The organism is Stutzerimonas sp. S1, from assembly GCF_025966695.1.
Taxonomy (GTDB): Bacteria; Pseudomonadota; Gammaproteobacteria; order Pseudomonadales; family Pseudomonadaceae; genus Stutzerimonas.
This window is the reverse complement of sequence record NZ_JAOEIY010000004.1, coordinates 280,663-302,323: the sequence shown is the minus strand read 5'-3', so window position 1 is coordinate 302,323 and position 21,661 is coordinate 280,663. Positions and strand designations below refer to the sequence as shown.

Sequence of the window (21,661 nt, the reverse complement as noted above, 5' to 3'; positions counted from 1 at the left end):
TTTCAGGGGTGAGAGCTTGTCTGCGCCGGTGGCGCGGACATCGGTGGCCCCCATACTTATTTACAGGCTCTTTCCTGACATGATGGACATCAACGAGATTCGCGAATACCTGCCTCACCGCTACCCGTTCCTGCTGGTCGATCGGGTCGTCGAGCTGGACACGGACGCCAAGCGCATTCGCGCCTACAAGAACGTAACCATCAATGAGCCGTTCTTCAATGGTCATTTCCCGCAGCATCCGATTATGCCTGGGGTGCTGATCATCGAAGCGATGGCTCAGGCTGCCGGTTTGCTCGGATTCAAGATGATGGGGGCAAAGCCCTCCGATGGCACGCTGTACTACTTCGTTGGTTCCGACAAACTGCGTTTTCGCCAGCCTGTTCTGCCGGGTGATCAGCTGGTGCTCGAAGCCGGATTCATCAGCGTAAAACGCGGTATCTGGAAGTTCGAATGCCAGGCGAGTGTCGATGGCAAGCCGGTTTGCTCGGCTGAAATCATCTGTGCGGAACGCAAACTATGAGTTTGATCGACCCTCGCGCCATCGTTGATCCAGGGGCAAGACTGGCGGATGACGTCCAGATCGGGCCATGGTCAATCATCGGGCCGGATGTCGAAATAGGTGAGGGTACGGTGGTCGCGTCCCACGTGATCATCAAGGGGCCGACCCGAATCGGCCGACACAACCGGATCTACCAGTTTGCGTCGGTTGGCGAGGATACGCCGGATCTCAAGTACAAGGGCGAGCCAACGCGGCTGGTGATCGGCGACCACAACGTGATCCGCGAAGGCGTTACGATTCATCGTGGCACCGTGCAGGATCGTTCCGAGACGACCATAGGCCATCACAATCTGATCATGGCCTATGCGCACATCGGGCATGACAGTGTGATCGGCGATCACTGCATTCTGGTCAACAACACAGCGCTGGCTGGCCATGTGCACGTGGGCGATTGGGCGATCCTGTCCGGCTACACGCTGGTACACCAGTTCTGTCATATCGGAGCACACAGTTTCTCCGGTATGGGAACAGCCATCGGCAAAGACGTTCCGGCGTTCGTTACGGTATTCGGCAATCCGGCCGAGGCCCGTAGCATGAATTTCGAGGGTATGCGTCGTCGCGGTTTCAGTGACGAGACGATCCATGCGTTGCGCAGTGCCTACAAGGTCGTCTATCGCAAGGGGTTGACCGTCGAGGCCGCGCTCGCCGAGCTGGCGGAGGCTGCCAGGACGTTCGCTGAGGTGGCGATGTTCCGTGACTCGATCCAGGCCTCCACTCGCGGCATTACCCGCTGACATGCGTCGGCCGTTGAAAATTGCCTTGGTTGCCGGAGAGTCGTCCGGCGATATCCTCGGCGCTGGACTGATGCAGGCGCTTAAGATCCGATATCCGGATATCGAGTTCATCGGCGTCGGCGGGCCGAGGATGGAGGCTGAAGGGCTGACGTCGTATTTTCCGCTTGAACGCCTTGCTGTGATGGGTTTAGTGGAAGTCCTGGGCCGTTTGCCGGAATTGCTGGCGCGGCGCAGACGTCTGGTCGACAGCCTGCTCGAGGCGCGCCCGGATGCGTTTGTCGGCATCGATGCCCCGGATTTCAATCTTGGACTCGAGCTCAAGCTGCGCCGGGCTGGCATCAAGACCGTGCATTATGTTAGCCCTTCAGTGTGGGCGTGGCGGCAGAAGCGTGTGCTCAAGATCCGTGAGGCCTGTGATCTGATGCTGACGCTGTTTCCCTTCGAGGCGCAGTTCTATGACGAGCATCGGGTGCCGGTGCGTTTCGTAGGGCACCCACTGGCCGATACGATTCCGCTGCAGGCTGATCGTGCAGCGGCGCGCGCCGCGCTGGGATTGCCCGGCGAATGCCAGGTTGTTGCCTTGATGCCGGGTAGTCGCGGTGGCGAAGTGGCGCGACTGGGTGAACTGTTTCTGGCAGCCGCCGAGCGCTTGCGCGCGGTGCGTCCGGGGATTCGCTTCGTGTTGCCATGCGCCAGTCCCGAGCGCCGGGCGCAGCTGGAAAGCATGTTGGCCGGTCGGGATTTGCCGCTGACCCTCCTCGATGGGCGCTCCCATGAAGCGTTGGCTGCCTGCAATGCGGTACTGATCGCGTCGGGTACGGCTACGCTGGAAGCGCTCTTGTTCAAGCGCCCCATGGTGGTTGCTTACAGCGTGGCGCCACTGACTTTCCGCATCCTCAAACGATTGGTGAAGAGTCCCTACGTCGCCTTGCCCAACCTGTTGGCGCAGCGTTTGCTGGTGCCTGAGTTGCTGCAGGAGGCCGCGACGCCGGACGCCCTGGCGCAGGCGCTGTCACCGCTGCTCGATAATGGTGATGTACAGACCGAGGGCTTCGACCTGATTCATCGAACCCTGCGCTGCAATGCCTCCGAGCAGGCGGCCGAGGCAGTGCTCGGCTTGGTCGGGCAAGCCTGATGCAGCTCGGCCTCGACTTCAATCTGGTCGAAGAACTCGTTGCAGGGGTCGACGAGGTCGGCCGCGGTCCGCTGTGCGGTCCAGTGGTCACGGCGGCGGTGATCCTGGATCCGGCGCGGCCGATCCAGGGCCTCAATGATTCAAAGAAGCTCAGCGAGGCGCGCCGCGAAGCGCTGTTCGATGAGATTCGCGAGAAGGCGCTGGCATGGTGTGTGGCGCGCGCCGATGTGGCGGAAATCGATCAGCTGAATATTCTTCATGCAACCATGCTGGCCATGCAGCGTGCGGTCGAAGGGCTGAGTGTGACGCCGCGACTGGCATTGATCGATGGCAACCGCTGCCCACAGCTTGCCGTGCCCTGTGCCCCGGTCATTCAGGGCGACGGGCGCGTGCCGGCGATCGCGGCGGCTTCGATCCTGGCCAAGGTCACGCGTGATCGGGAAATGCACGCCTTCGATCTTTGTTATCCGGGCTACGGGCTTGCCGGGCATAAGGGCTATCCGACTCCTAGCCATCTCGAGGCCCTGCGGCGTCTCGGGCCGACGCCTATCCACCGACGTTCCTTCGCGCCGGTCCGGGCGCTACTTGAACAGGCCGTCGTCACCGAAGCCGGTCTGTCGGCGAGCGTCCTGCTCGGTTAGCGACATTGCAGCGCCTTCTGTCGCGATAGGTGGCGCGCAAGCCTCGGTCCGCTGGTTGGCTTTCCGGTACAATCGCTCGCTTGTTGTCGCCAGTCCTGGGTTCGTACATGTCCGTTTCGTTCGTCCATCTTCGCCTGCATACCGAGTTCTCCCTGGTCGATGGCCTGGTGCGCGTCAAGCCGCTGATCAAGGCGGTTGCCGGCGCTGGAATGCCTGCCGTGGCGGTGACCGATCAGAGCAATATGTGCTCGTTGGTCAAGTTCTATAAGGCGGCACAAGGGGGAGGGGTGAAGCCGATCTGTGGCGCCGACATCTGGCTGGCAAGTCGCGAAGAGGATGGGCCGCTCAGTCGTTTGACGCTGCTGGCGATGAATCCGAAGGGGTATCGCAACCTCACCGAGCTGGTTTCGCGTGGCTGGACGGAGGGGCAGCGTAACGATCTGGTCATCATCGAACGTGAGTGGGTCAAAGGCGCGGCTGAAGGCGTGATCGCTCTGTCCGGCGCCAAGGAAGGCGAGATCGGTCACGCCTTGCTCAATGGCGATGAAGGATTAGCTGACTTGCTGCTGGACGAATGGCGCGAGGTGTTTCCCGGGCGCTTCTATCTGGAGGTGCAGCGTACCAACCGGGTGAACGACGAGGAGTACTTGCACGCTGCGGTGGCGCTGGCCGAACGCACTGGCGCGCCACTGGTGGCGACCAACGACGTACGCTTTCTCAAGCAGGAGGATTTCGAGGCTCATGAGACGCGAGTTTGCATCGGCGAGGGGCGTACCCTGGATGACCCCCGACGACCGCGTAACTATTCGGATCAGCAATACCTGAAGTCCCCTGAGGAAATGTGGGAGCTGTTCTCCGACTTGCCGGAAGCGCTGGAGAACACGGTCGAGATCGCCAAACGCTGCAACATCGAAGTCCAGCTGGGTACCTACTTCCTCCCAAATTTCCCAGTGCCGGAAGGCATGACCATCGACGACTACCTACGTCAAGTCTCGTTCGATGGTCTGGAAGAGCGCCTGGAAGTCCTGCTGCCCAAGGACACCCCGGACTACGCGGCGAAGAAGCAGGTCTACGTCGACCGCCTCGAGTTCGAGCTGGGCACCATCATCCAGATGGGTTTCCCCGGCTACTTCCTGATCGTTATGGACTTCATCAAGTGGGCCAAGAACAACGGCGTGCCGGTCGGCCCCGGCCGGGGCTCGGGTGCCGGGTCGCTGGTCGCCTACGTGCTGAAGATCACCGACCTCGATCCTCTGGCCTACGATCTGTTGTTCGAGCGCTTCCTCAACCCGGAACGGATTTCCATGCCCGACTTCGACGTCGACTTCTGCATGGATGGCCGTGACCGGGTTATCGACTACGTGGCCGAGGCTTACGGGCGCAACGCGGTGAGCCAGATCATCACCTTCGGCACCATGGCGGCAAAAGCGGTGGTGCGCGATGTGGCGCGTGTGCAGGGCAAGTCCTACGGACTGGCTGACCGTCTGTCGAAGATGATCCCCTTCGAAGTCGGTATGACCCTGGAAAAGGCCTACGAGATGGAGGAGCCGCTGCGCGAGTTCCTCACCATCGACGAGGATGCAAAAGAAATCTGGGACATGGCCCTCAAGCTCGAAGGCATCACCCGCGGCACTGGCAAGCACGCCGGCGGCGTGGTGATCGCGCCAACCAAGCTCACCGACTTCGCGCCGATCGCTTGCGACGAAGAGGGCGGCGGCCTGGTGACTCAGTTTGACAAGGACGACGTCGAGCAGGCCGGTCTGGTGAAGTTCGACTTCCTCGGCCTGCGCACGCTGACGATCATCAAATGGGCCCTGGAGACCATCAACCGGGAACAGGCCAAGAAGGGCCTGGAGCCGATCAACATCGACTTCATCCCGCTGGATGACAAGCCGACCTACCAGTTGCTGCAGAAGGCCGAGACCACCGCGGTATTCCAGCTCGAATCCCGCGGCATGAAGGAGCTGATCAAAAAGCTTAAGCCGGACTGCTTGGAAGACCTCATCGCACTGGTGGCACTGTTCCGTCCCGGCCCTTTGCAGTCGGGCATGGTTGACGATTTCATCAACCGCAAGCACGGGCGTGCCGAGGTCTCTTATCCGCACCCGGACTATCAGTACGCGGGGCTCGAGCCGGTACTCAAGCCTACCTACGGCATCATTCTGTATCAGGAACAGGTGATGCAGATCGCGCAGGTGATGGCCGGCTACACCCTCGGCGGCGCCGACATGCTGCGTCGCGCGATGGGTAAGAAGAAACCCGAGGAAATGGCCAAGCAGCGTGGTGGCTTCATCGAAGGTTGCGCGAATAACGGCATCGACGGTGAGCTGGCGGGCAACATCTTCGACCTCGTAGAAAAATTCGCAGGTTACGGGTTCAATAAATCTCACTCGGCCGCCTATGGTCTGGTTTCTTACCAGACCGCCTGGCTCAAGGCACATCATCCGTCGCCGTTCATGGCGGCCGTGCTCTCTGCGGATATGCACAACACCGACAAGGTGGTGATCCTCATTGAGGAGTGCCGCAGCATGAAGCTGCGCATCGATCCGCCGGACGTGAATGTTTCCGAGTTCAAGTTCACCGTCAACGACGATGGCCGCATCGTCTACGGTCTGGGTGCGGTCAAGGGTGTCGGTGAGGGGCCGGTGGAGGCGATCGCGGAATGCCGTGCCGAGGGCGGGCCGTTCAAGGATCTGTTCGACTTCTGCAGTCGGGTCGATCTCAAGCGCATCAACAAGCGGACTCTTGAAGCTTTGATTCGCTCCGGTGCGCTGGATCGCCTAGGGCCCTACTTCCATGAAGAAGCCAAGGCCTATCAGGCAAACATCGATCGCAACCGCGCGGTGTTGTTGGCGGCGATGGAAGAGGCAGTGCAGGCGGCTGAACAGACTGCTCGCAGTCTGGACAGTGGCCACATGGATCTGTTCGGTGGCCTGTTTGCCGAGCCGGAGGCAGATGTCTACGCCAATCACCGCAAGGCACGTGAACTGTCGCTCAAGGAGCGCCTGAAGGGGGAGAAGGACACTCTTGGGCTTTATCTCACTGGTCACCCAATTGATGAGTATGAAGGGGAGGTGCGCCGCTTCGCACGCCAGCGCATCGTCGATCTGCGTCCGGCACGGGGCGACCAGACCATCGCCGGACTGATCGTCAACCTGCGGGTGATGAAGAACAAGAAGGGCGACAAGATGGGCTTCATTACCCTTGATGACCGCTCGGGCCGGATCGAGGCTTCACTGTTCGCCGAGGCGTTCAACAGCGCCCAGGCACTGCTGCAGACCGACGCGCTGGTGGTGGTCGAGGGGGAGGTTAGCAACGATGATTTCTCCGGTGGTCTACGCTTGCGCGCCAAGCGGGTGATGAGTCTGGAGGAGGCACGCACCGGTCTGGCCGAGAGTCTGCGCGTGAAGGTGGCAAGTGAGGCGCTCAAGGGCGATCGGGTGCGCTGGCTTGCCGATGTGTGCGGCCGGCATCGCGGTGCCTGTCCGATCACTCTGGAATACACCGGGCGCGATGCGCGCGCGCTGCTGCAATTTGGCGAGGACTGGCGGATCGATCCGGCAGACAACTTGATTCAGGCATTGCGTGACCAGTTCGGGCGCGACAACGTCTTCCTGCAATACCGATGACGGGTGGTCGTTGCCGAGCACCCCGATCCATTGACGTCGCCTGGGTGACGTCAGAACGACCCGGTCATGATCGGGTCATGGTTCCGAACAATTTTTGTTCGACCTCGATGCGCCGGTCCCGTAAGGTATGGCGCAAAAAACGGAACAGCCTCCCGGCCGCCTGGCCGTCGACGCATGACGGATGCCTATGAACCCGAATTTTCTCGATTTCGAACAGCCGATTGCCGACCTGCAAGCCAAGATCGAAGAGTTGCGCCTGGTTGGTAACGACAACTCGCTGAACATCGGCGACGAGATTGCCCGCCTGCAGGACAAGAGCGAATCGCTCACCGAAAGTATTTTCGGCAATCTCACCAGCTGGCAGATCGCTCGCCTGGCGCGCCATCCGCAGCGGCCCTATACCCTCGACTACATCAACCACCTGTTCACCGAGTTCGAAGAGCTGCACGGTGATCGGCACTTTTCCGACGACGCTGCCATCGTCGGTGGCACGGCCCGCCTGAACGGGCAGCCGGTGATGGTTATCGGTCATCAGAAAGGCCGCGAAGTGCGCGAGAAGGTGCGCCGCAATTTCGGCATGCCGCGCCCGGAAGGTTATCGTAAGGCCTGTCGTCTGATGGAAATGGCTGAGCGTTTCAAGCTGCCGATCCTGACCTTCATCGACACTCCGGGTGCGTATCCAGGTATTGATGCCGAGGAACGCAACCAGAGCGAAGCCATCGCCTGGAACCTGCGCGTCATGGCGCGGCTGAAGACGCCGATCATCGCGACCGTTATCGGTGAGGGTGGCTCGGGTGGTGCGTTGGCTATCGGCGTATGCGACCAGCTGAACATGCTGCAGTATTCGACCTACGCGGTTATCTCCCCGGAAGGTTGCGCCTCCATTCTTTGGCGCACCGCCGAGAAGGCGCCGGAAGCGGCTGAGGCGATGGGTGTAACTGCTGAGCGACTGAAGGATCTAGGGATCGTCGACAAGGTCATTCCCGAGCCGCTGGGCGGCGCGCATCGCAACCCGGCGGTGATGGCAGCCTCGATGGGCGAAGAGCTGACCAAACAGCTGGATATGCTCAAGTCGCTGGATACCGACAAGTTGCTCGCGCGTCGCTACGAGCGCCTGATGAGCTACGGCATCGCCTGATCCTCAGGTAGATGCGAGGCTAGCGGAAGTCAAAGCAGTCAGTCGCGACGCTAGTCGTGCTGCAGTATCGAACAGGGTGCATTATGCACCCTGTTCTTTTTAACGGTGCTCGACATGCTTTGGCCCTGGCTCGCATTCGTTGCGTGAAATCCACGTCGTGATCGATATGTCTCTCGATGCCCGTCTGTTGTCAGCCTTGAATTCATGGCGCAGCGCGCCGCGCTGGCGTGTGGCGTTCTCTGGAGGGCTCGACTCTACGGTGCTGCTGCACCTGTTGGTCCGGCTCGGTCGCCGCGAGCGATTACCGCCGCTCATGGCGATTCACGTTCATCACGGGTTGCAGCCCGCTGCCGAGGCGTGGCCCGGTCACTGTCAGGCGCTTTGCGAAAAACTTGGGGTGCCGCTGGAGGTGGTGTCCGTTAGTGTCGCAACGGCGAGCAGCATGGAGCAGGCGGCGCGGCAGGCAAGGTATACCGCATTTGCCGAAAGTTTGGGCGAGAACGAGGTGCTGCTGACGGCGCAGCATCGTGACGATCAGGCTGAAACATTACTGTTCCGGCTATTGCGCGGCGCTGGCGTGCGTGGGCTGGCTGCTATGCCAGCCGAGCGTCCGCTCGGGCGGGGGCGACTGGTGCGCCCGCTGCTGGGCATTGGGAGAGTCGAGCTGGAAGGCTATGCCCGCGTTCATGGTCTCGACTGGGTCGATGATCCGAGCAACGGCAACATCGAATACTCGCGCAACTACCTGCGCCACCAGGTAATACCCGCACTTCGCCGGCATTGGCCGCAGGCCGCGTCGACAATCGCGCGCGCCACCATCCATATGGCGGAGGCTCAGACGTTGCTGGATGAGCTTGCAGGTATGGATATTGCGGCGGCGAGCGCGGCTGGTGCCTACGACTGGTTGCCTCTGCCGAATCTCGAGTTGTCTCCGCTCAAGGCGCTCAGTCCGGCTCGCCAGCGTAACGCGCTGCGCCATTGGCTGGGAGACTTCACGACGCTACCCGACAGTGACCATTGGCTGGGCTGGGAGTCTCTGCGTGACGCCTCGACCGACGCAACGCCCCTCTGGCGTATAGCCGCGGGCGAGCTGCATCGTTGTGGCGATCGCCTGTGGTGGTTATCGGGGCTCTGGCTGCAGCCGGCGGTTGGCGTGGTCGTCTGGCACGACCCTGGGGAACAGCTGCAGTTGCCGGGAAATGGCGTGGTGCGTGTCGCGGGGCTCGATGGCCGCGCGCGACTCGAGGTGCGCTATCGGCAGGGGGGGGAAGTGATGGATGTGCCAGCACGGGGCCGCCGCGACCTCAAACGCCTGCTTAACGAAGCGGGAGTGCCGGTTTTCCTGCGCTCTCGTCTACCGCTGCTTTATGCCGATGGTCAGTTGATTGCAGTGGCGAACATGCCACACCTGAGTGCGAGGCCGTTGTCCTTAGGTTGGGAGCCTCCGGCGGCCGACGCAGGTTTGAGGTGATAAGGGCTTTCCGGTAGACTACGCTCCCGTCTCAATACAGCTTCTGCGGCTTCCTCGGAATCCGCGGCAGTTGCGCTATTGCCGCCTGGCGCGCAATGGCATCTTCGCTTTCCCCCGGCGGCGCTGACCGCTTAACGCAGACTTCTAGGGTTTTTCATGACGCGCTACATCTTCGTCACGGGTGGTGTTGTTTCTTCATTGGGGAAAGGCATCGCCTCGGCTTCATTGGCGGCCATCCTGGAGGCGCGGGGCCTGAAGGTCACGATGCTCAAGCTGGACCCTTACATCAACGTCGATCCGGGCACCATGAGCCCGTTCCAGCACGGCGAAGTGTTCGTCACCCACGACGGCGCTGAAACCGACCTCGATCTGGGTCACTACGAGCGGTTCATTCGCACCCGCATGACCCAGAACAACAACTTCACTACCGGTCGCGTCTACGAAGACGTGCTGCGCCGTGAACGTCGTGGTGACTATCTCGGCGCGACCATCCAGGTCATTCCGCATATCACCGACGAGATCAAGCGCCGCATCATCAAGGGCGCTGGTGATGCTGACGTAGCGCTGGTGGAAGTCGGCGGCACCGTCGGCGACATCGAGTCGCAACCGTTCCTCGAGGCGATTCGCCAGCTGCGTGTGGAAGTGGGTGCCAAGCGCGCCATGCTGATGCATCTGACGCTGGTTCCCTACATCGCCACTGCCGGTGAGACCAAGACCAAGCCGACCCAGCACTCGGTGAAGGAGCTGCGTTCCATCGGCCTTCAGCCAGACGTGCTGGTCTGCCGTTCGGATCGTGCCATCGACGTGTCTTCGCGACGCAAGATTGCTCTGTTCACCAACGTCGAAGAGCGTGCGGTAATCAGCCTGCCGGACGCCGACACCATCTACAAGATCCCTGGCATCCTGCATGCTCAGGGGCTGGACGACTACGTCGTTGAGCGTTTCGATCTGAAGTGCGGCGGTGCCGATCTGTCCGAGTGGGATCGCGTGGTCGACGCCAAGCTGAACCCCGAGAAAGAAGTCACCATTGCCATGGTTGGCAAGTACATGGAACTTCTGGACGCCTATAAATCTCTGATCGAGGCCATGAGCCACGCCGGCATTCAGAGCCGTACCAAAGTGAACCTGCGCTACATCGACTCGGAAGACATCGAAAATCAAGGCACCGGTCTGCTGGAAGGTGTCGACGCCATTCTGGTACCAGGTGGTTTCGGTCTGCGCGGCGTTGAAGGCAAGATCGCCACGGTCCGTTATGCCCGTGAAAACAAGATCCCCTACCTGGGCATCTGTCTGGGCATGCAGGTGGCGGTCATCGAGTTCGCCCGGGACGTGCTGGGCTGGGCCGATGCCAATTCCACCGAGTTCGATAAGAACAGCACGCACCCGGTCGTTGGTCTGATCACCGAATGGGCCGACGCCAGCGGCGCGGTGGAAACCCGTACCGATAGCTCCGATCTTGGGGGCACCATGCGCCTCGGGGCTCAGGAGTGCGGACTGGAGCCAGGCTCGAAAGTTTATGAGTGCTACGGCCAGGAGCGTATCGTCGAGCGCCACCGCCATCGTTACGAAGTCAACAATACGCTGCTGCCCCAACTGCAGGCAGCCGGGCTGAAGATTACCGGGCGTTCCGGAGACGGGGCGCTGGTCGAAGTGGTCGAAGCGCCGAACCATCCGTGGTTCGTGGCCTGCCAGTTCCACCCGGAATTCACCTCCACCCCGCGTGACGGCCACCCGCTGTTCAGTGGCTTCGTGAACGCCGCGCTGGAATACAAGGCGAACAAGGCATGACCCAGAAGATCATCCGCGTCGGCAACATCGAGATCGCCAACGACAAGCCGTTCGTGCTGTTCGGCGGCATCAACGTGCTGGAATCCCGCGACCTGGCGATGCAGGCCTGCGAGGAGTACGTGCGGGTCACCGAGAAGCTTGGCATTCCCTACGTGTTCAAGGCCAGCTTCGACAAGGCCAACCGCTCCTCGATCACCTCCTTCCGTGGCCCGGGCCTGGAAGAGGGCATGAAGATCTTCGAGGAAGTGAAGAAGACCTTCGGCGTGCCGGTGATCACCGATGTGCACGAGCCCTACCAGGCGGCTCCGGTGGCCGAGGTGTGCGACATCATCCAGCTGCCGGCCTTCCTGTCGCGGCAGACCGACCTGGTGGTGGCAATGGCCAAGACCGGTGCGGTGATCAACATCAAGAAGGCCCAGTTCCTCGCCCCGCAGGAGATGAAGCACATCCTGCGCAAGTGCGAGGAGGCCGGTAACGATCAACTGATTCTCTGCGAGCGCGGCTCCAGCTTCGGCTACAACAACCTGGTCGTGGACATGCTCGGCTTCGGCATCATGAAGCAGTTCGAGTACCCGGTGTTCTTCGACGTCACCCACGCGCTGCAGATGCCCGGTGGTCGCGCCGATTCCGCCGGCGGTCGCCGCGCCCAGGTCACCGACCTGGCCAAGGCCGGTCTGTCCCAGGGTCTGGCCGGCCTGTTCCTGGAAGCGCATCCGGATCCGGACAACGCCAAGTGCGACGGTCCCTGCGCGCTGCGCCTGAACAAGCTGGAACCCTTCCTCACCCAGCTCAAGCAGCTGGATGACCTGATCAAGCAATTCCCCGCTATCGAGACCGCTTGAGGCTCTGCCACAAGCCCTTCACTGGAGTGTTAGCAAGCATGGCAAAAATCGTCGACATCAAGGGCCGCGAAGTCCTGGACTCCCGCGGTAACCCGACCGTGGAAGCCGACGTGATTCTCGACAACGGTATCGTGGGCAGCGCCTGCGCGCCGTCCGGCGCCTCCACCGGTTCGCGCGAAGCGCTCGAGCTGCGCGATGGCGACAAGAGCCGTTATCTGGGCAAGGGCGTGCTGAAGGCCGTGGGCAACGTCAACGGTCCGATCCGTGACCTGCTGCTGGGCAAGAACCCGGAAGACCAGCAGGCTCTGGACCGCGCCATGATCGAGTTGGACGGTACCGAGAACAAGGCCAAGCTGGGCGCCAACGCCATCCTCGCCGTGTCCCTGGCCGCCGCCAAGGCTGCCGCCAAGGCCAAGGGCATGCCGCTGTACGCGCACATCGCCGACCTGAACGGCACCCCCGGCGTGTACTCCATGCCGGTGCCGATGATGAACATCATCAACGGCGGCGAGCACGCCGATAACAACGTCGACATCCAGGAATTCATGGTCCAGCCGGTCGGTGCCAAGACCTTCGCCGACGCACTGCGCATGGGCGCCGAGATCTTCCATCACCTGAAAGCCGTGCTGAAGGCCCGTGGCCTGAACACCGCCGTAGGTGACGAAGGCGGCTTCGCGCCGAACCTGGCCTCCAACGAAGACGCCCTGGCCGCCATCGCCGAGGCCGTGGCCAACGCCGGCTACAAGCTGGGCACCGACATCACCCTGGCCCTGGACTGCGCTTCCTCCGAGTTCTACAAGGACGGCAAGTACGACTTGGCCGGTGAAGGCAAGGTGTTCAGTGCCGAAGGCTTCGCCGACTACCTGGCCGGCCTGACCCAGCGCTACCCGATCATCTCCATCGAAGACGGCATGGACGAGTCCGACTGGGCCGGCTGGAAGGTGCTGACCGACAAGATCGGCGAGAAGGTACAGCTGGTCGGCGACGACCTGTTCGTCACCAACACCAAGATCCTCAAGCGCGGCATCGAAGAGAAGATCGGCAACTCGATCCTGATCAAGTTCAACCAGATCGGCTCGCTGACCGAGACCCTGGAAGCCATCCAGATGGCCAAGGCCGCCGGTTTCACCGCGGTGATTTCGCACCGCTCCGGTGAAACCGAGGACAGCACCATCGCCGACCTGGCCGTGGGCACCGCCGCCGGTCAGATCAAGACCGGCTCCCTGTGCCGCTCCGACCGCGTGTCCAAGTACAACCAGCTGCTGCGTATCGAAGAGCAGCTGGGCGGCAAGGCCCCGTACAAGGGCCGTGCCGAATTCCGCGGTTGAGTATCGGCATTTAAAAAAGGGCGGCGCGAGTCGCCCTTTTTTGTTTCAATCGCCACGGCGGTCACCCGAACAGGGCTCTGTAGGCTCAGCGAGAAACTGTCCGCGTCTCCATTATCGAAAACAGCCGAAGTCGTTTCATGCCTGCTATGCGTCGCCCTTACTGGTTGTTCGTCGTGCTGATCCTGCTGCTGGGCGGCTTGCAGTACCGTCTGTGGGTGGGAGAGGGCAGCCTTGCCCAGGTCAGCAGCCTGAACAAGCAGATCGCCGAACAGCAAGGCGAGAATGAGCGCTTGCTCGAGCGTAATCGCATTCTCGAGGCGGAGGTGCTGGAATTGAAAGCCGGTATGGAGACGGTTGAAGAGCGCGCCCGGCAGGAGTTGGGCATGGTCAAAGAGGGTGAAACCCTCTACCAGCTGACCGAATGAACAGCTTCAATCTGCCTGGCTTCTGGGTCGTGATTCCGGCTGCCGGTGTCGGCAGTCGCATGCGCGCGGATCGGCCCAAGCAGTACCTGCGGCTAGGCGGGCGCTGCATCATCGAACATACCCTTGACTGCTTTCTCGAGCATCCGCAGCTCAAGGGGCTGGTGGTTTGCCTGGCGGCCGATGACCCGTATTGGCACGACATACCCTGTGCCCGCGATGTTCGTATCCAACGCGCCCTGGGCGGATTGGAGCGCAGCGACTCCGTACTAAATGGTTTGCAGCATTTGGTAGAGCTGGGCGCAGCGGAAGACGATTGGGTGCTGGTGCATGATGCCGCGCGACCGAATCTTGCGCGTGAGGATCTCGACAAGCTGCTGGGCGAGCTGGCGGATGATGCGGTCGGTGGCTTGCTTGCCGTGCCGGCGCGCGACACGCTCAAGCGTGCCGGGGCTGATGGCCGGGTGCTGGAAACGGTGGACCGCAGCGTGATCTGGCAGGCCTATACGCCGCAGATGTTCCGCTTGGGAATGTTGCGGCAAGCACTTGCTGCGGCACTGGCGGCGGGCGTGGCGATCACGGACGAAGCATCGGCCGTGGAGTGGGCAGGATTTTTGCCACGACTAATCGAAGGGCGTGCGGATAACCTGAAAATCACGCGTCCTGAAGACCTGCAATGGCTTGAGCAGCGCTGGCGCAACTTCTGACCTGACGCGGAGGCGTCGCTGAGAGAGCGCTGACGGTTTCAGCGTGCAACAGCGGGGTTGTCTGCATATTCGGGGCGTCGGGCCAGACCGTTCTTCAGCGCCTCGATGAGCAGGCGGACCTTGGGCAGCGGATAGCGCCGCTGCGGGTAGACAGCCCAGACGGCCGTGTCCGGCGGCTGGTTGACTTCCAGCAACGAGATCAGCTCGCCGCGGCGCAGTGGTTCCTGTACGTAGTAATCCGGCAGCTGGCACAAGCCGAAGCCACGCAGCGCCGCGTCCAGTACGGCCTCTCCACTGTTGCATCGCCAGTTCCCGCTGGGCTTGAAGTGCTGTTCGCGGCCTTCGGTCTGAAAAGACCAGATGTCGCTCGTGCCGATCAGACAGTTGTGTCGCGCCAGCTCAGACAGGGTGTGTGGCCGTCCGTAGCGCTCCAGATAGCTCGGAGCGGCGCACAAGTACATCGCTCGTGGCGCGATGCGCGTGGCAACCAGGCGCGACTCACCCAGCTTGCCGAGGCGGATGGCCAGGTCGTAACCCTCCTGAACCAGATCGAGGGTGCGGTTGGATAGCTCGATATCGACGCGCAGTTGCGGATGCTGAGCCATGAATTCGTTTACCAGCGGCACGATGAACCGCTCGCCATAGGCCACTGCAGCGGTCATGCGTAGCAGCCCGGTTGGCGCGCTGTGCAGATCGCTGATGGCCAGAAAGGCTTCGTCACGTTCTTCGATCAATCGCTGACAGTGGGCGAAGAAGGTATGCCCGGCTTCGGTCAGCGACACGCGGCGCGTCGTGCGATAGAGCAAGCGCGCCTGCAGACGTTCTTCAAGGCGCGCAACCTGGCGGCTGACATGCGAGGACGACACCCGCAGGCGCTCAGCGGCGCGCATGAAGCTGCCGCATTCGGCAACCGCCACGAATTCGTCGAGGCCTTCCCAGCGACTCATGGGTTCTCCAGCAGATTCAGCGAGTGAGGTGAGCGGGAGATCCTAACGCGCTGCGAGTTTATTGTCCCTCAGTGGCAATAATGTTTTCCTGACGACTTCATTAATCCCTGTTTGGTCATGAATTACACTTTGTGTTTTCCCAATCACATCGAGAGTGATGTCCATGACCATCAAGTCGCGCGCAGCCGTTGCCTTTGGCCCCAACCAGCCCCTGCAGATCGTGGAAGTGGATGTCGCTCCGCCCAAGGCCGGCGAGGTCCTGATCCGTATCGTCGCCACCGGGGTTTGCCATACCGACGCCTACACCCTCTCCGGTGAGGATTCGGAAGGCGTGTTCCCCTGCATCCTCGGTCACGAGGGTGGCGGCATCGTCGAGGCGGTGGGTGAGGGTGTCACCTCGGTGGCGGTCGGCGATCACGTGATTCCGCTCTATACCGCCGAATGCCGCGAGTGCAAGTTCTGCAAATCGGGCAAGACCAACCTGTGCAGCTCCGTGCGCGCCACCCAGGGCAAGGGCCTGATGCCCGACGGCACCACGCGCTTCAGCTACAACGGCGAGCCGATCTACCACTACATGGGCTGCTCGACCTTCTCCGAGTACACCGTGCTGCCGGAAGTCTCGGTGGCCAAGATTCCCAAGGAAGCCCCGCTGGAAAAGGTCTGCCTGCTCGGTTGCGGCGTGACCACCGGTATCGGCGCCGTACTCAATACGGCCAAGGTGGAAGAGGGCGCCACCGTGGCGATCTTCGGTCTCGGCGGCATCGGCCTGGCGGCGATCATCGGCGCGAAGATGGCCAAGGCCAGCCGGATCATCGCCATCGACATCAACCCGGGCAAGTTCGCCATCGCCGAAGAACTCGGCGCCACCGATTTCGTCAATCCGAAGGAGCACGACAAGCCGATTCAGGAGGTGATCGTCGAGATGACCGATGGTGGCGTCGACTATTCCTTCGAATGCGTCGGCAACGTGCAGCTGATGCGTGCGGCGCTCGAGTGCTGTCACAAGGGCTGGGGCGAGTCGACCATCATCGGCGTCGCTGGTGCCGGGCAGGAGATCAGCACCCGTCCGTTCCAGCTGGTCACCGGGCGCGTCTGGCGTGGTTCGGCGTTCGGCGGCGTGAAGGGCCGTACCGAGCTGCCGAGCTATGTGGCGAAGGCGCAGAGCGGTGAGATTCCGCTGGATACCTTCATCACCCACAACCTGCCGCTGGACAAGATCAACGAAGCGTTCGACCTGATGCACGAAGGCAAGAGCATTCGGACCGTCATCCACTTCTGATCCCTAGGGTGGATATCGCCGCCGATCGGCGGCTTGTCCACCTCGACCGGTGGGAGCCCGCGCGGTTTCCACCTTGCGCGAGGCCCGTTCATGACCCTTGAAATCGTTTCCAGCAACAAGAGCTTCGGCGGCTGGCACAAGCGCTACCGCCACCGTTCCAGCGCTCTGAACTGCGACATGGTATTTGCCGTGTTCCTGCCGCCGCAGGCCGAGCAGGGCGAAAAACTGCCGGTACTGTACTGGCTGTCCGGGCTGACCTGCACCGACGAAAATTTCATGCAGAAGGCCGGTGCACTACGCATGGCGGCCGAACTCGGGCTGATCATCGTCGCGCCGGACACCAGCCCGCGCGGCCCAGGCGTGCCGGACGATCCCGATGGCGCCTGGGACTTCGGTCTGGGCGCGGGCTTCTATCTCAATGCCACACAGGAGCCCTGGGCCCAGCATTATCGGATGTACGACTATGTGGTCGAGGAGCTGCCGGCACTGGTCGAAGCCAACTTCCCAGTCTCCGACCGCCGCGGCATCAGCGGGCATTCCATGGGCGGGCATGGGGCGCTGATCTGCGCGCTGAAGAATCCGGGCCGCTATCGGTCCGTCTCGGCCTTTGCGCCGATCAGCAATCCGCTCAACTGCCCCTGGGGTGAAAAGGCCTTCGGCCGCTACCTCGGCGAGGATCGTTCGCGCTGGCGGGAGTGGGATGCCTGCGCGCTGATCGCCGAGGCCAGCGAGAAGCTGCCGATGCTGGTGGATCAGGGCGATCGCGATGACTTCATGGATGGCCAGCTCAAGCCGCAGGCGCTGCGTGCCGCTGCGGACGCTGCTGGGCACTCGCTGACGCTGCGCATCCAGCCGGGCTACGACCACAGCTACTACTTCATCGCCAGCTTTATCGATGATCACCTGCGGCATCATGCCGAGGCGCTGAAGGCGTAGGCTGGATAGCGGCGCAGCCTCATCCACGCGTCTGTTTCGGTCGGTGACCGTGCTGGCCGGGGCGTTTTGCATGCCGCGCTGGTCGCGTGGAAAACGCTTCGCGGTTTCCACCCTACGGCCCCAGAATGGGGCTCAGGGTAGATGACGGCGACGCCTCATCCACGCGTCTACCGACAGGAACGGCAGGTCATAAAAAAGGCCCGAGCGGACATGCCGCTCGGGCCTTTCCATCGCCAGGAGCTTAGAGCGACGGATAATCGGTGTAGCCGACCGGACCCTGGGCGTAGAACAACTCGGGCTTGGCCTCGTTCAGCGGCGCATCCCGGCGCAGACGCTCGACCAGATCAGGGTTGGCGATGTAGGGAATACCGAAGGCCACGGCATCGGCCTTGCCTTCCGCCAGCCAGGCGTTGGCCTGTTCCTTGGTGAAGCGTTCGTTGGCGATGTAGACGCCGCCGAAGAGCTGCTTGAGCTGCGGGCCGAGGCTATCTTCACCGGCCTTCTCGCGGGTGCAGATGAAGGCGATGCCGCGCTTGCCCAGTTCACGGGCAACGTAGCCGAAAGTCTCGGCACGGTTGGAATCGCCCATGTCGTGAGAGTCGGCTCGCGGTGCCAGATGCACACCGACGCGGCCGGCGCCCCAAACGGAGACGGCGGCCTCGGTCACTTCCAGCAGCAGCCTGGCGCGGTTTTCCAGCGAGCCACCGTAGGCATCGGTGCGCTTGTTGGTGCTGTCCTGCAGGAACTGGTCGAGCAGGTAACCATTGGCGCCATGGATCTCGACACCGTCGAAACCGGCTTCCTTGGCATTCTCGGCACCCTTGCGGTAAGCCTCGATGATGCCGGGGATCTCGTCGGTCTCCAGCGCGCGAGGCGTTTCGTAATCCTTCATCGGGCGGACCAGGCTGACATGCCCGGCGGGCTTGATGGAACTGGGCGCGACCGGCAGCTGGCCGTCGAGGTAGATCGGGTCGGAGATACGGCCGACATGCCAGAGCTGCAGGACGATCTTGCCGCCTTTGGCGTGCACGGCGTCGGTGACCTTCTTCCAGCCTTGAGTCTGCTCGGCGGACCAGATGCCGGGGGTGTCCGGGTAGCCGACGCCCATCGGGGTCACCGAGGTGGCTTCGCTGATGATCAGGCCGGCGTCGGCGCGCTGGGCGTAGTACTCGGCAATCAGGTCGCCGGGAACGCGGCCGGGCTCGGCGCGGCAGCGGGTCAGCGGCGCCATGATGACGCGGTTGTTCAGTTCCAGGTCGCCGATCTTGATCGGGTCGAAGAGTGTGGGCATAGCGATACTGCTCCTGTACGGGTGGTGCAAGAAAGGATTCAGAGTTCGTGGCCGATGCGCTCGACGAAGGTCTGGATGACCGCGTCGTTGCGCTTGAAGAAATGCCACTGGCCGACCTTCTGGCTGGTGACCAGCCCGGCCTTCTGCAGGGTGGCCAGGTGCGCCGATACGGTCGATTGCGACAGTCCGGCACGCTGGTCGATCTGTCCGGCGCAGACACCACTCTCCAGCGAGTGACGCTGCTCGGCGAAATAGCGTTGCGGCTCCTTGAGCCAGCGCAGGATGTCGCGGCGCAGCGGATGGGCGAGGGCCTTGATGATGTCGTCGAAGTCGTCCGGCATGGTCTTCAGCTGCCTATATCGGGTTGAGGCGAACTATATATCGGTGTTTGGCGATACAAGATCGATTCGGCTGATGGTGGTTATCGGCGGCGTCGATGTACGGGCGCGCCGCGGCGATCCGCTCAGGGACATCCGCCTCCTGTAGAATCGCCGCCTCTAGTTATTCCAGGGTGTTTGATCTATGCGTATCGGCCACGGTTATGACGTGCACCGCTTCGGCGAAGGCGACCACATCACGCTTGGCGGCGTGCGGATTCCACACCGGTTCGGGCTGCTGGCCCATTCCGACGGCGACGTGCTGTTGCATGCCCTGAGCGACGCGCTGCTCGGTGCTGCGGCGCTGGGAGATATCGGCAAGCATTTCCCGGACACCGACCCGCAGTTCAAGGGCGCCGACAGCCGCGTGCTGCTACGCCATGTGCTGGCGCAGGTGCAGGCCAAGGGCTACGTGGTCGGCAATGTCGATGCGACGATCATCGCCCAGGCGCCGAAGATGGCGCCGCACATCGAAAGCATGCGCGCGCTGATCGCGGCTGATTTGCAGGTTGAGCTGGATCAGGTCAACGTCAAGGCCACCACTACCGAGAAGCTCGGCTTCACCGGGCGCGAGGAGGGGATCGCCGTGCACGCGGTTGCCTTGCTGGTTCGCGTATGACCGAAGATCAGTTGCTCGGGCCGCGCGCCCACGGCGAATCCTGCGGCAGCGCCGTGCTCAAGGCGGTCGCCGAGGATTTTCAGGTTGATGAGGTACTCGACATCCCGCTGTCGGGAGAGGGGGAACACCTCTGGCTCTGGGTGGAAAAGCGCAACCTGAATACCGAGGAGGCGGCCAAGCGCATCGCTCGCGCGGCTGGCGTGCCATTGAAAATGATCAGCTATGCGGGGTTGAAGGACCGCCAGGCGCTGACCCGGCAGTGGTTCAGCTTGCATCTACCGGGCAAGGCGGACCCTGAGCTTGGTGCGGCGGAAAACGACAGCCTGACGATCCTCAAACGCACGCGGCACCAGCGCAAGTTGCAGCGCGGCGCGCATTCGGCCAACGGTTTTCGGCTGCGCCTGACTGAGCTGCGCGCCGACCATGCACTGCTCGATGCGCGGCTGGCGCAGATCAAGGCATGCGGTGTGCCCAATTACTTCGGTCTGCAGCGCTTTGGCTACGAGGGTGGCAATCTGCATGGTGCCCGTGAGTTCGCTGCAAAGGGGGACTTGCCGGTGCAGCGCAACCTGCGTTCACGTCTGCTTTCGGCCGGACGCAGCTACCTGTTCAATCGTGTGCTGGCCGAGCGCGTTGCAGACGGCAGCTGGGCTCAGGCGAGGATAGGGGATCTGCTGGCGTTTACCGACAGTCGCAGTTTCTTTCCCGCCGGTGAGGCGGAGTGCAGCGACCCACGCCTGGCGATCCTCGACCTGCATCCCACCGGTCCACTCTGGGGCGAAGGTGGCTCGCCGGCGGGCGCCGAAATTCAGGCGCTAGAGGATGCGGTGGCTGCAAATGAAGGGGCGATCGCCAATTGGTTGGCGCAGGCCGGGATGAAGCACGAACGGCGCATCCTTCGCCTCCCCATCAGCGGTTTGTCGTGGCATTATCCCGGGCCTGACATTCTGCAACTGGAATTCGTCCTGCCGACCGGATGTTTTGCCACCGCTGTGGTGCGCGAACTGGTCAGCCTGGCAGGGCAGACGGACATCTGATGCGTATTCTGATCGCCAACGACGACGGGGTGTATGCACCCGGGCTCGCCGCGCTTTATGACGCGCTGGCCGACTATGCCGAGTGCCGGGTGGTAGCACCGATCCAAGACATGAGCGGCGCCAGCAGCGCCCTTACCCTGGACCGGCCGCTGCACCCCGTGCGCATGCCCAATGGGTTCATCGGCCTTAACGGTTCGCCCACCGATTGTGTGCACCTGGGCCTCAATGGCCTGCTTGACGAGGCGCCTGACATGGTCGTCTCAGGGATCAATCTGGGTGCCAACCTCGGCGACGATGTGCTCTATTCAGGCACCGTCGCGGCAGCTATCGAGGGGCGTTTCACCGGCCGTCCGGCCTTCGCCTTTTCGCTGATCTCACGCTCGCCGGAGAACCTGCCAACCGCAGCTGCCATCGCTCGAACGCTGGTCGAGAAGCATGATCAGCTGGATCTGCCCGCACGCACTGTACTCAGCGTCAATGTGCCAAACCTGCCGCTGGACCATATCCGTGGTATCCGGCTAACCCGCCTCGGCCACCGCAGTCGTGCCAAGCCACCCGTCAAGCAGGCCAACCCGCGGGGCAAGGAAGGCTACTGGATCTCCGTGGCCGGTGATGTCGAGGACGGCGGCCCGGGCACCGACTTCCACGCGGTCATGCAGGGTTACGTATCGATTACGCCGTTGCAGCTGGACCGGACATTCCACGAGGCCTTCCAGGGTCTTGAGCACTGGCTGGAGGATCTGCTGTGAGCCATCGTGGACCCGGCGACTTGATGCGACAC

At 62.3% G+C, this 21,661-nt stretch carries 20 protein-coding genes; 17 read left to right on the top strand and 3 right to left on the bottom strand.

The window, feature by feature from the left end; translation table 11 throughout:
• Positions 1 to 79: 79 nt before the first annotated feature.
• The 12 genes from fabZ (at position 80) to ispD (ending at position 14,394) form a co-directional block, all read left to right on the top strand.
• Positions 80 to 520, top strand: coding sequence for a 3-hydroxyacyl-ACP dehydratase FabZ (fabZ, locus tag N8H22_RS10660; protein WP_264590637.1), 441 nt, complete (start codon positions 80 to 82; stop codon positions 518 to 520).
• Positions 517 to 1,293, top strand: a complete 777-nt coding sequence (lpxA, locus tag N8H22_RS10655) for an acyl-ACP--UDP-N-acetylglucosamine O-acyltransferase (protein ID WP_264590478.1) — start codon at positions 517 to 519, stop codon at positions 1,291 to 1,293. The genes fabZ and lpxA overlap by 4 nt, the downstream gene beginning before the upstream one ends.
• Before the next feature lies 1 nt (position 1,294).
• Positions 1,295 to 2,428 carry a lipid-A-disaccharide synthase gene (lpxB, locus tag N8H22_RS10650; protein ID WP_264590477.1) on the top strand — a complete coding sequence of 378 codons (1,134 nt, stop codon included), beginning with the start codon at positions 1,295 to 1,297 and terminating at the stop codon, positions 2,426 to 2,428.
• Positions 2,428 to 3,069, top strand: a complete 642-nt coding sequence (rnhB, locus tag N8H22_RS10645; RefSeq protein ID WP_264590476.1) for a ribonuclease HII — start codon at positions 2,428 to 2,430, stop codon at positions 3,067 to 3,069. The genes lpxB and rnhB overlap by 1 nt, the downstream gene beginning before the upstream one ends.
• Before the next feature lie 107 nt (positions 3,070 to 3,176).
• Positions 3,177 to 6,698 carry a DNA polymerase III subunit alpha gene (dnaE, locus tag N8H22_RS10640; protein ID WP_264590475.1) on the top strand — a complete coding sequence of 1,174 codons (3,522 nt, stop codon included), beginning with the start codon at positions 3,177 to 3,179 and terminating at the stop codon, positions 6,696 to 6,698.
• Positions 6,699 to 6,885: 187 nt separating this feature from the next.
• Entirely contained in the window at positions 6,886 to 7,836 is a 951-nt protein-coding gene (locus tag N8H22_RS10635; RefSeq protein ID WP_264590474.1) for an acetyl-CoA carboxylase carboxyltransferase subunit alpha, read from the top strand.
• 166 nt (positions 7,837 to 8,002) lie between these two features.
• Entirely contained in the window at positions 8,003 to 9,307 is a 1,305-nt protein-coding gene (gene tilS, locus N8H22_RS10630) for a tRNA lysidine(34) synthetase TilS (RefSeq protein ID WP_264590473.1), read from the top strand.
• Between the two features lie 156 nt (positions 9,308 to 9,463).
• Positions 9,464 to 11,095, top strand: a complete 1,632-nt coding sequence (locus N8H22_RS10625; RefSeq protein ID WP_264590472.1) for a CTP synthase — start codon at positions 9,464 to 9,466, stop codon at positions 11,093 to 11,095.
• Entirely contained in the window at positions 11,092 to 11,937 is an 846-nt protein-coding gene (gene kdsA / locus N8H22_RS10620) for a 3-deoxy-8-phosphooctulonate synthase (RefSeq protein WP_264590471.1), read from the top strand. The genes N8H22_RS10625 and kdsA overlap by 4 nt, the downstream gene beginning before the upstream one ends.
• A gap of 38 nt (positions 11,938 to 11,975) precedes the next feature.
• Positions 11,976 to 13,265: a phosphopyruvate hydratase gene (gene eno, locus N8H22_RS10615; protein WP_264590470.1), complete on the top strand. Its 1,290-nt coding sequence runs from the start codon at positions 11,976 to 11,978 to the stop codon at positions 13,263 to 13,265.
• A gap of 146 nt (positions 13,266 to 13,411) precedes the next feature.
• Complete coding sequence (gene ftsB / locus N8H22_RS10610; protein WP_264590636.1) at positions 13,412 to 13,690, top strand: cell division protein FtsB; 279 nt, start codon at positions 13,412 to 13,414, stop codon at positions 13,688 to 13,690.
• Complete coding sequence (gene ispD, locus N8H22_RS10605; RefSeq protein ID WP_264590469.1) at positions 13,687 to 14,394, top strand: 2-C-methyl-D-erythritol 4-phosphate cytidylyltransferase; 708 nt, start codon at positions 13,687 to 13,689, stop codon at positions 14,392 to 14,394. Before ftsB ends, ispD begins: the two co-directional genes overlap by 4 nt.
• 38 nt (positions 14,395 to 14,432) lie before the next feature.
• Here the strand turns inward: ispD and N8H22_RS10600 are convergent, their stop codons facing one another.
• Positions 14,433 to 15,341 (bottom strand): LysR family transcriptional regulator, encoded by a 909-nt coding sequence (locus tag N8H22_RS10600; RefSeq protein ID WP_264590468.1) that lies wholly within the window; start codon positions 15,339 to 15,341, stop codon positions 14,433 to 14,435.
• Positions 15,342 to 15,504: 163 nt separating this feature from the next.
• Here N8H22_RS10600 and N8H22_RS10595 point away from each other — a divergent pair, with 163 nt between their 5' ends.
• Positions 15,505 to 16,620, top strand: a complete 1,116-nt coding sequence (locus N8H22_RS10595) for an S-(hydroxymethyl)glutathione dehydrogenase/class III alcohol dehydrogenase (protein ID WP_264590467.1) — start codon at positions 15,505 to 15,507, stop codon at positions 16,618 to 16,620.
• 90 nt (positions 16,621 to 16,710) lie between these two features.
• Entirely contained in the window at positions 16,711 to 17,556 is an 846-nt protein-coding gene (gene fghA / locus N8H22_RS10590) for an S-formylglutathione hydrolase (RefSeq protein WP_264590466.1), read from the top strand.
• Between the two features lie 241 nt (positions 17,557 to 17,797).
• Here the strand turns inward: fghA and N8H22_RS10585 are convergent, their stop codons facing one another.
• Positions 17,798 to 18,847 (bottom strand): alkene reductase, encoded by a 1,050-nt coding sequence (locus N8H22_RS10585; protein WP_264590465.1) that lies wholly within the window; start codon positions 18,845 to 18,847, stop codon positions 17,798 to 17,800.
• 38 nt (positions 18,848 to 18,885) lie between these two features.
• The gene (locus N8H22_RS10580; RefSeq protein WP_264590464.1) at positions 18,886 to 19,188 is read right to left on the bottom strand and encodes a helix-turn-helix transcriptional regulator; all 303 of its coding nucleotides are present in this window, start codon (positions 19,186 to 19,188) and stop codon (positions 18,886 to 18,888) included.
• A 181-nt stretch (positions 19,189 to 19,369) separates the two neighbouring features.
• On the opposite strand from N8H22_RS10580, the gene ispF reads away from it, so the two are divergent.
• Genes ispF through surE form a run of 3 tightly spaced genes read left to right on the top strand, consistent with a single transcriptional unit; the run spans position 19,370 to position 21,629 of the window.
• The gene (ispF, locus tag N8H22_RS10575) at positions 19,370 to 19,843 is read left to right on the top strand and encodes a 2-C-methyl-D-erythritol 2,4-cyclodiphosphate synthase (RefSeq protein WP_264590463.1); all 474 of its coding nucleotides are present in this window, start codon (positions 19,370 to 19,372) and stop codon (positions 19,841 to 19,843) included.
• Positions 19,840 to 20,880 (top strand): tRNA pseudouridine(13) synthase TruD, encoded by a 1,041-nt coding sequence (truD, locus tag N8H22_RS10570; RefSeq protein ID WP_264590462.1) that lies wholly within the window; start codon positions 19,840 to 19,842, stop codon positions 20,878 to 20,880. Before ispF ends, truD begins: the two co-directional genes overlap by 4 nt.
• Positions 20,880 to 21,629, top strand: coding sequence for a 5'/3'-nucleotidase SurE (surE, locus tag N8H22_RS10565; protein WP_264590461.1), 750 nt, complete (start codon positions 20,880 to 20,882; stop codon positions 21,627 to 21,629). The genes truD and surE overlap by 1 nt, the downstream gene beginning before the upstream one ends.
• Positions 21,630 to 21,661 lie beyond the last annotated feature (32 nt).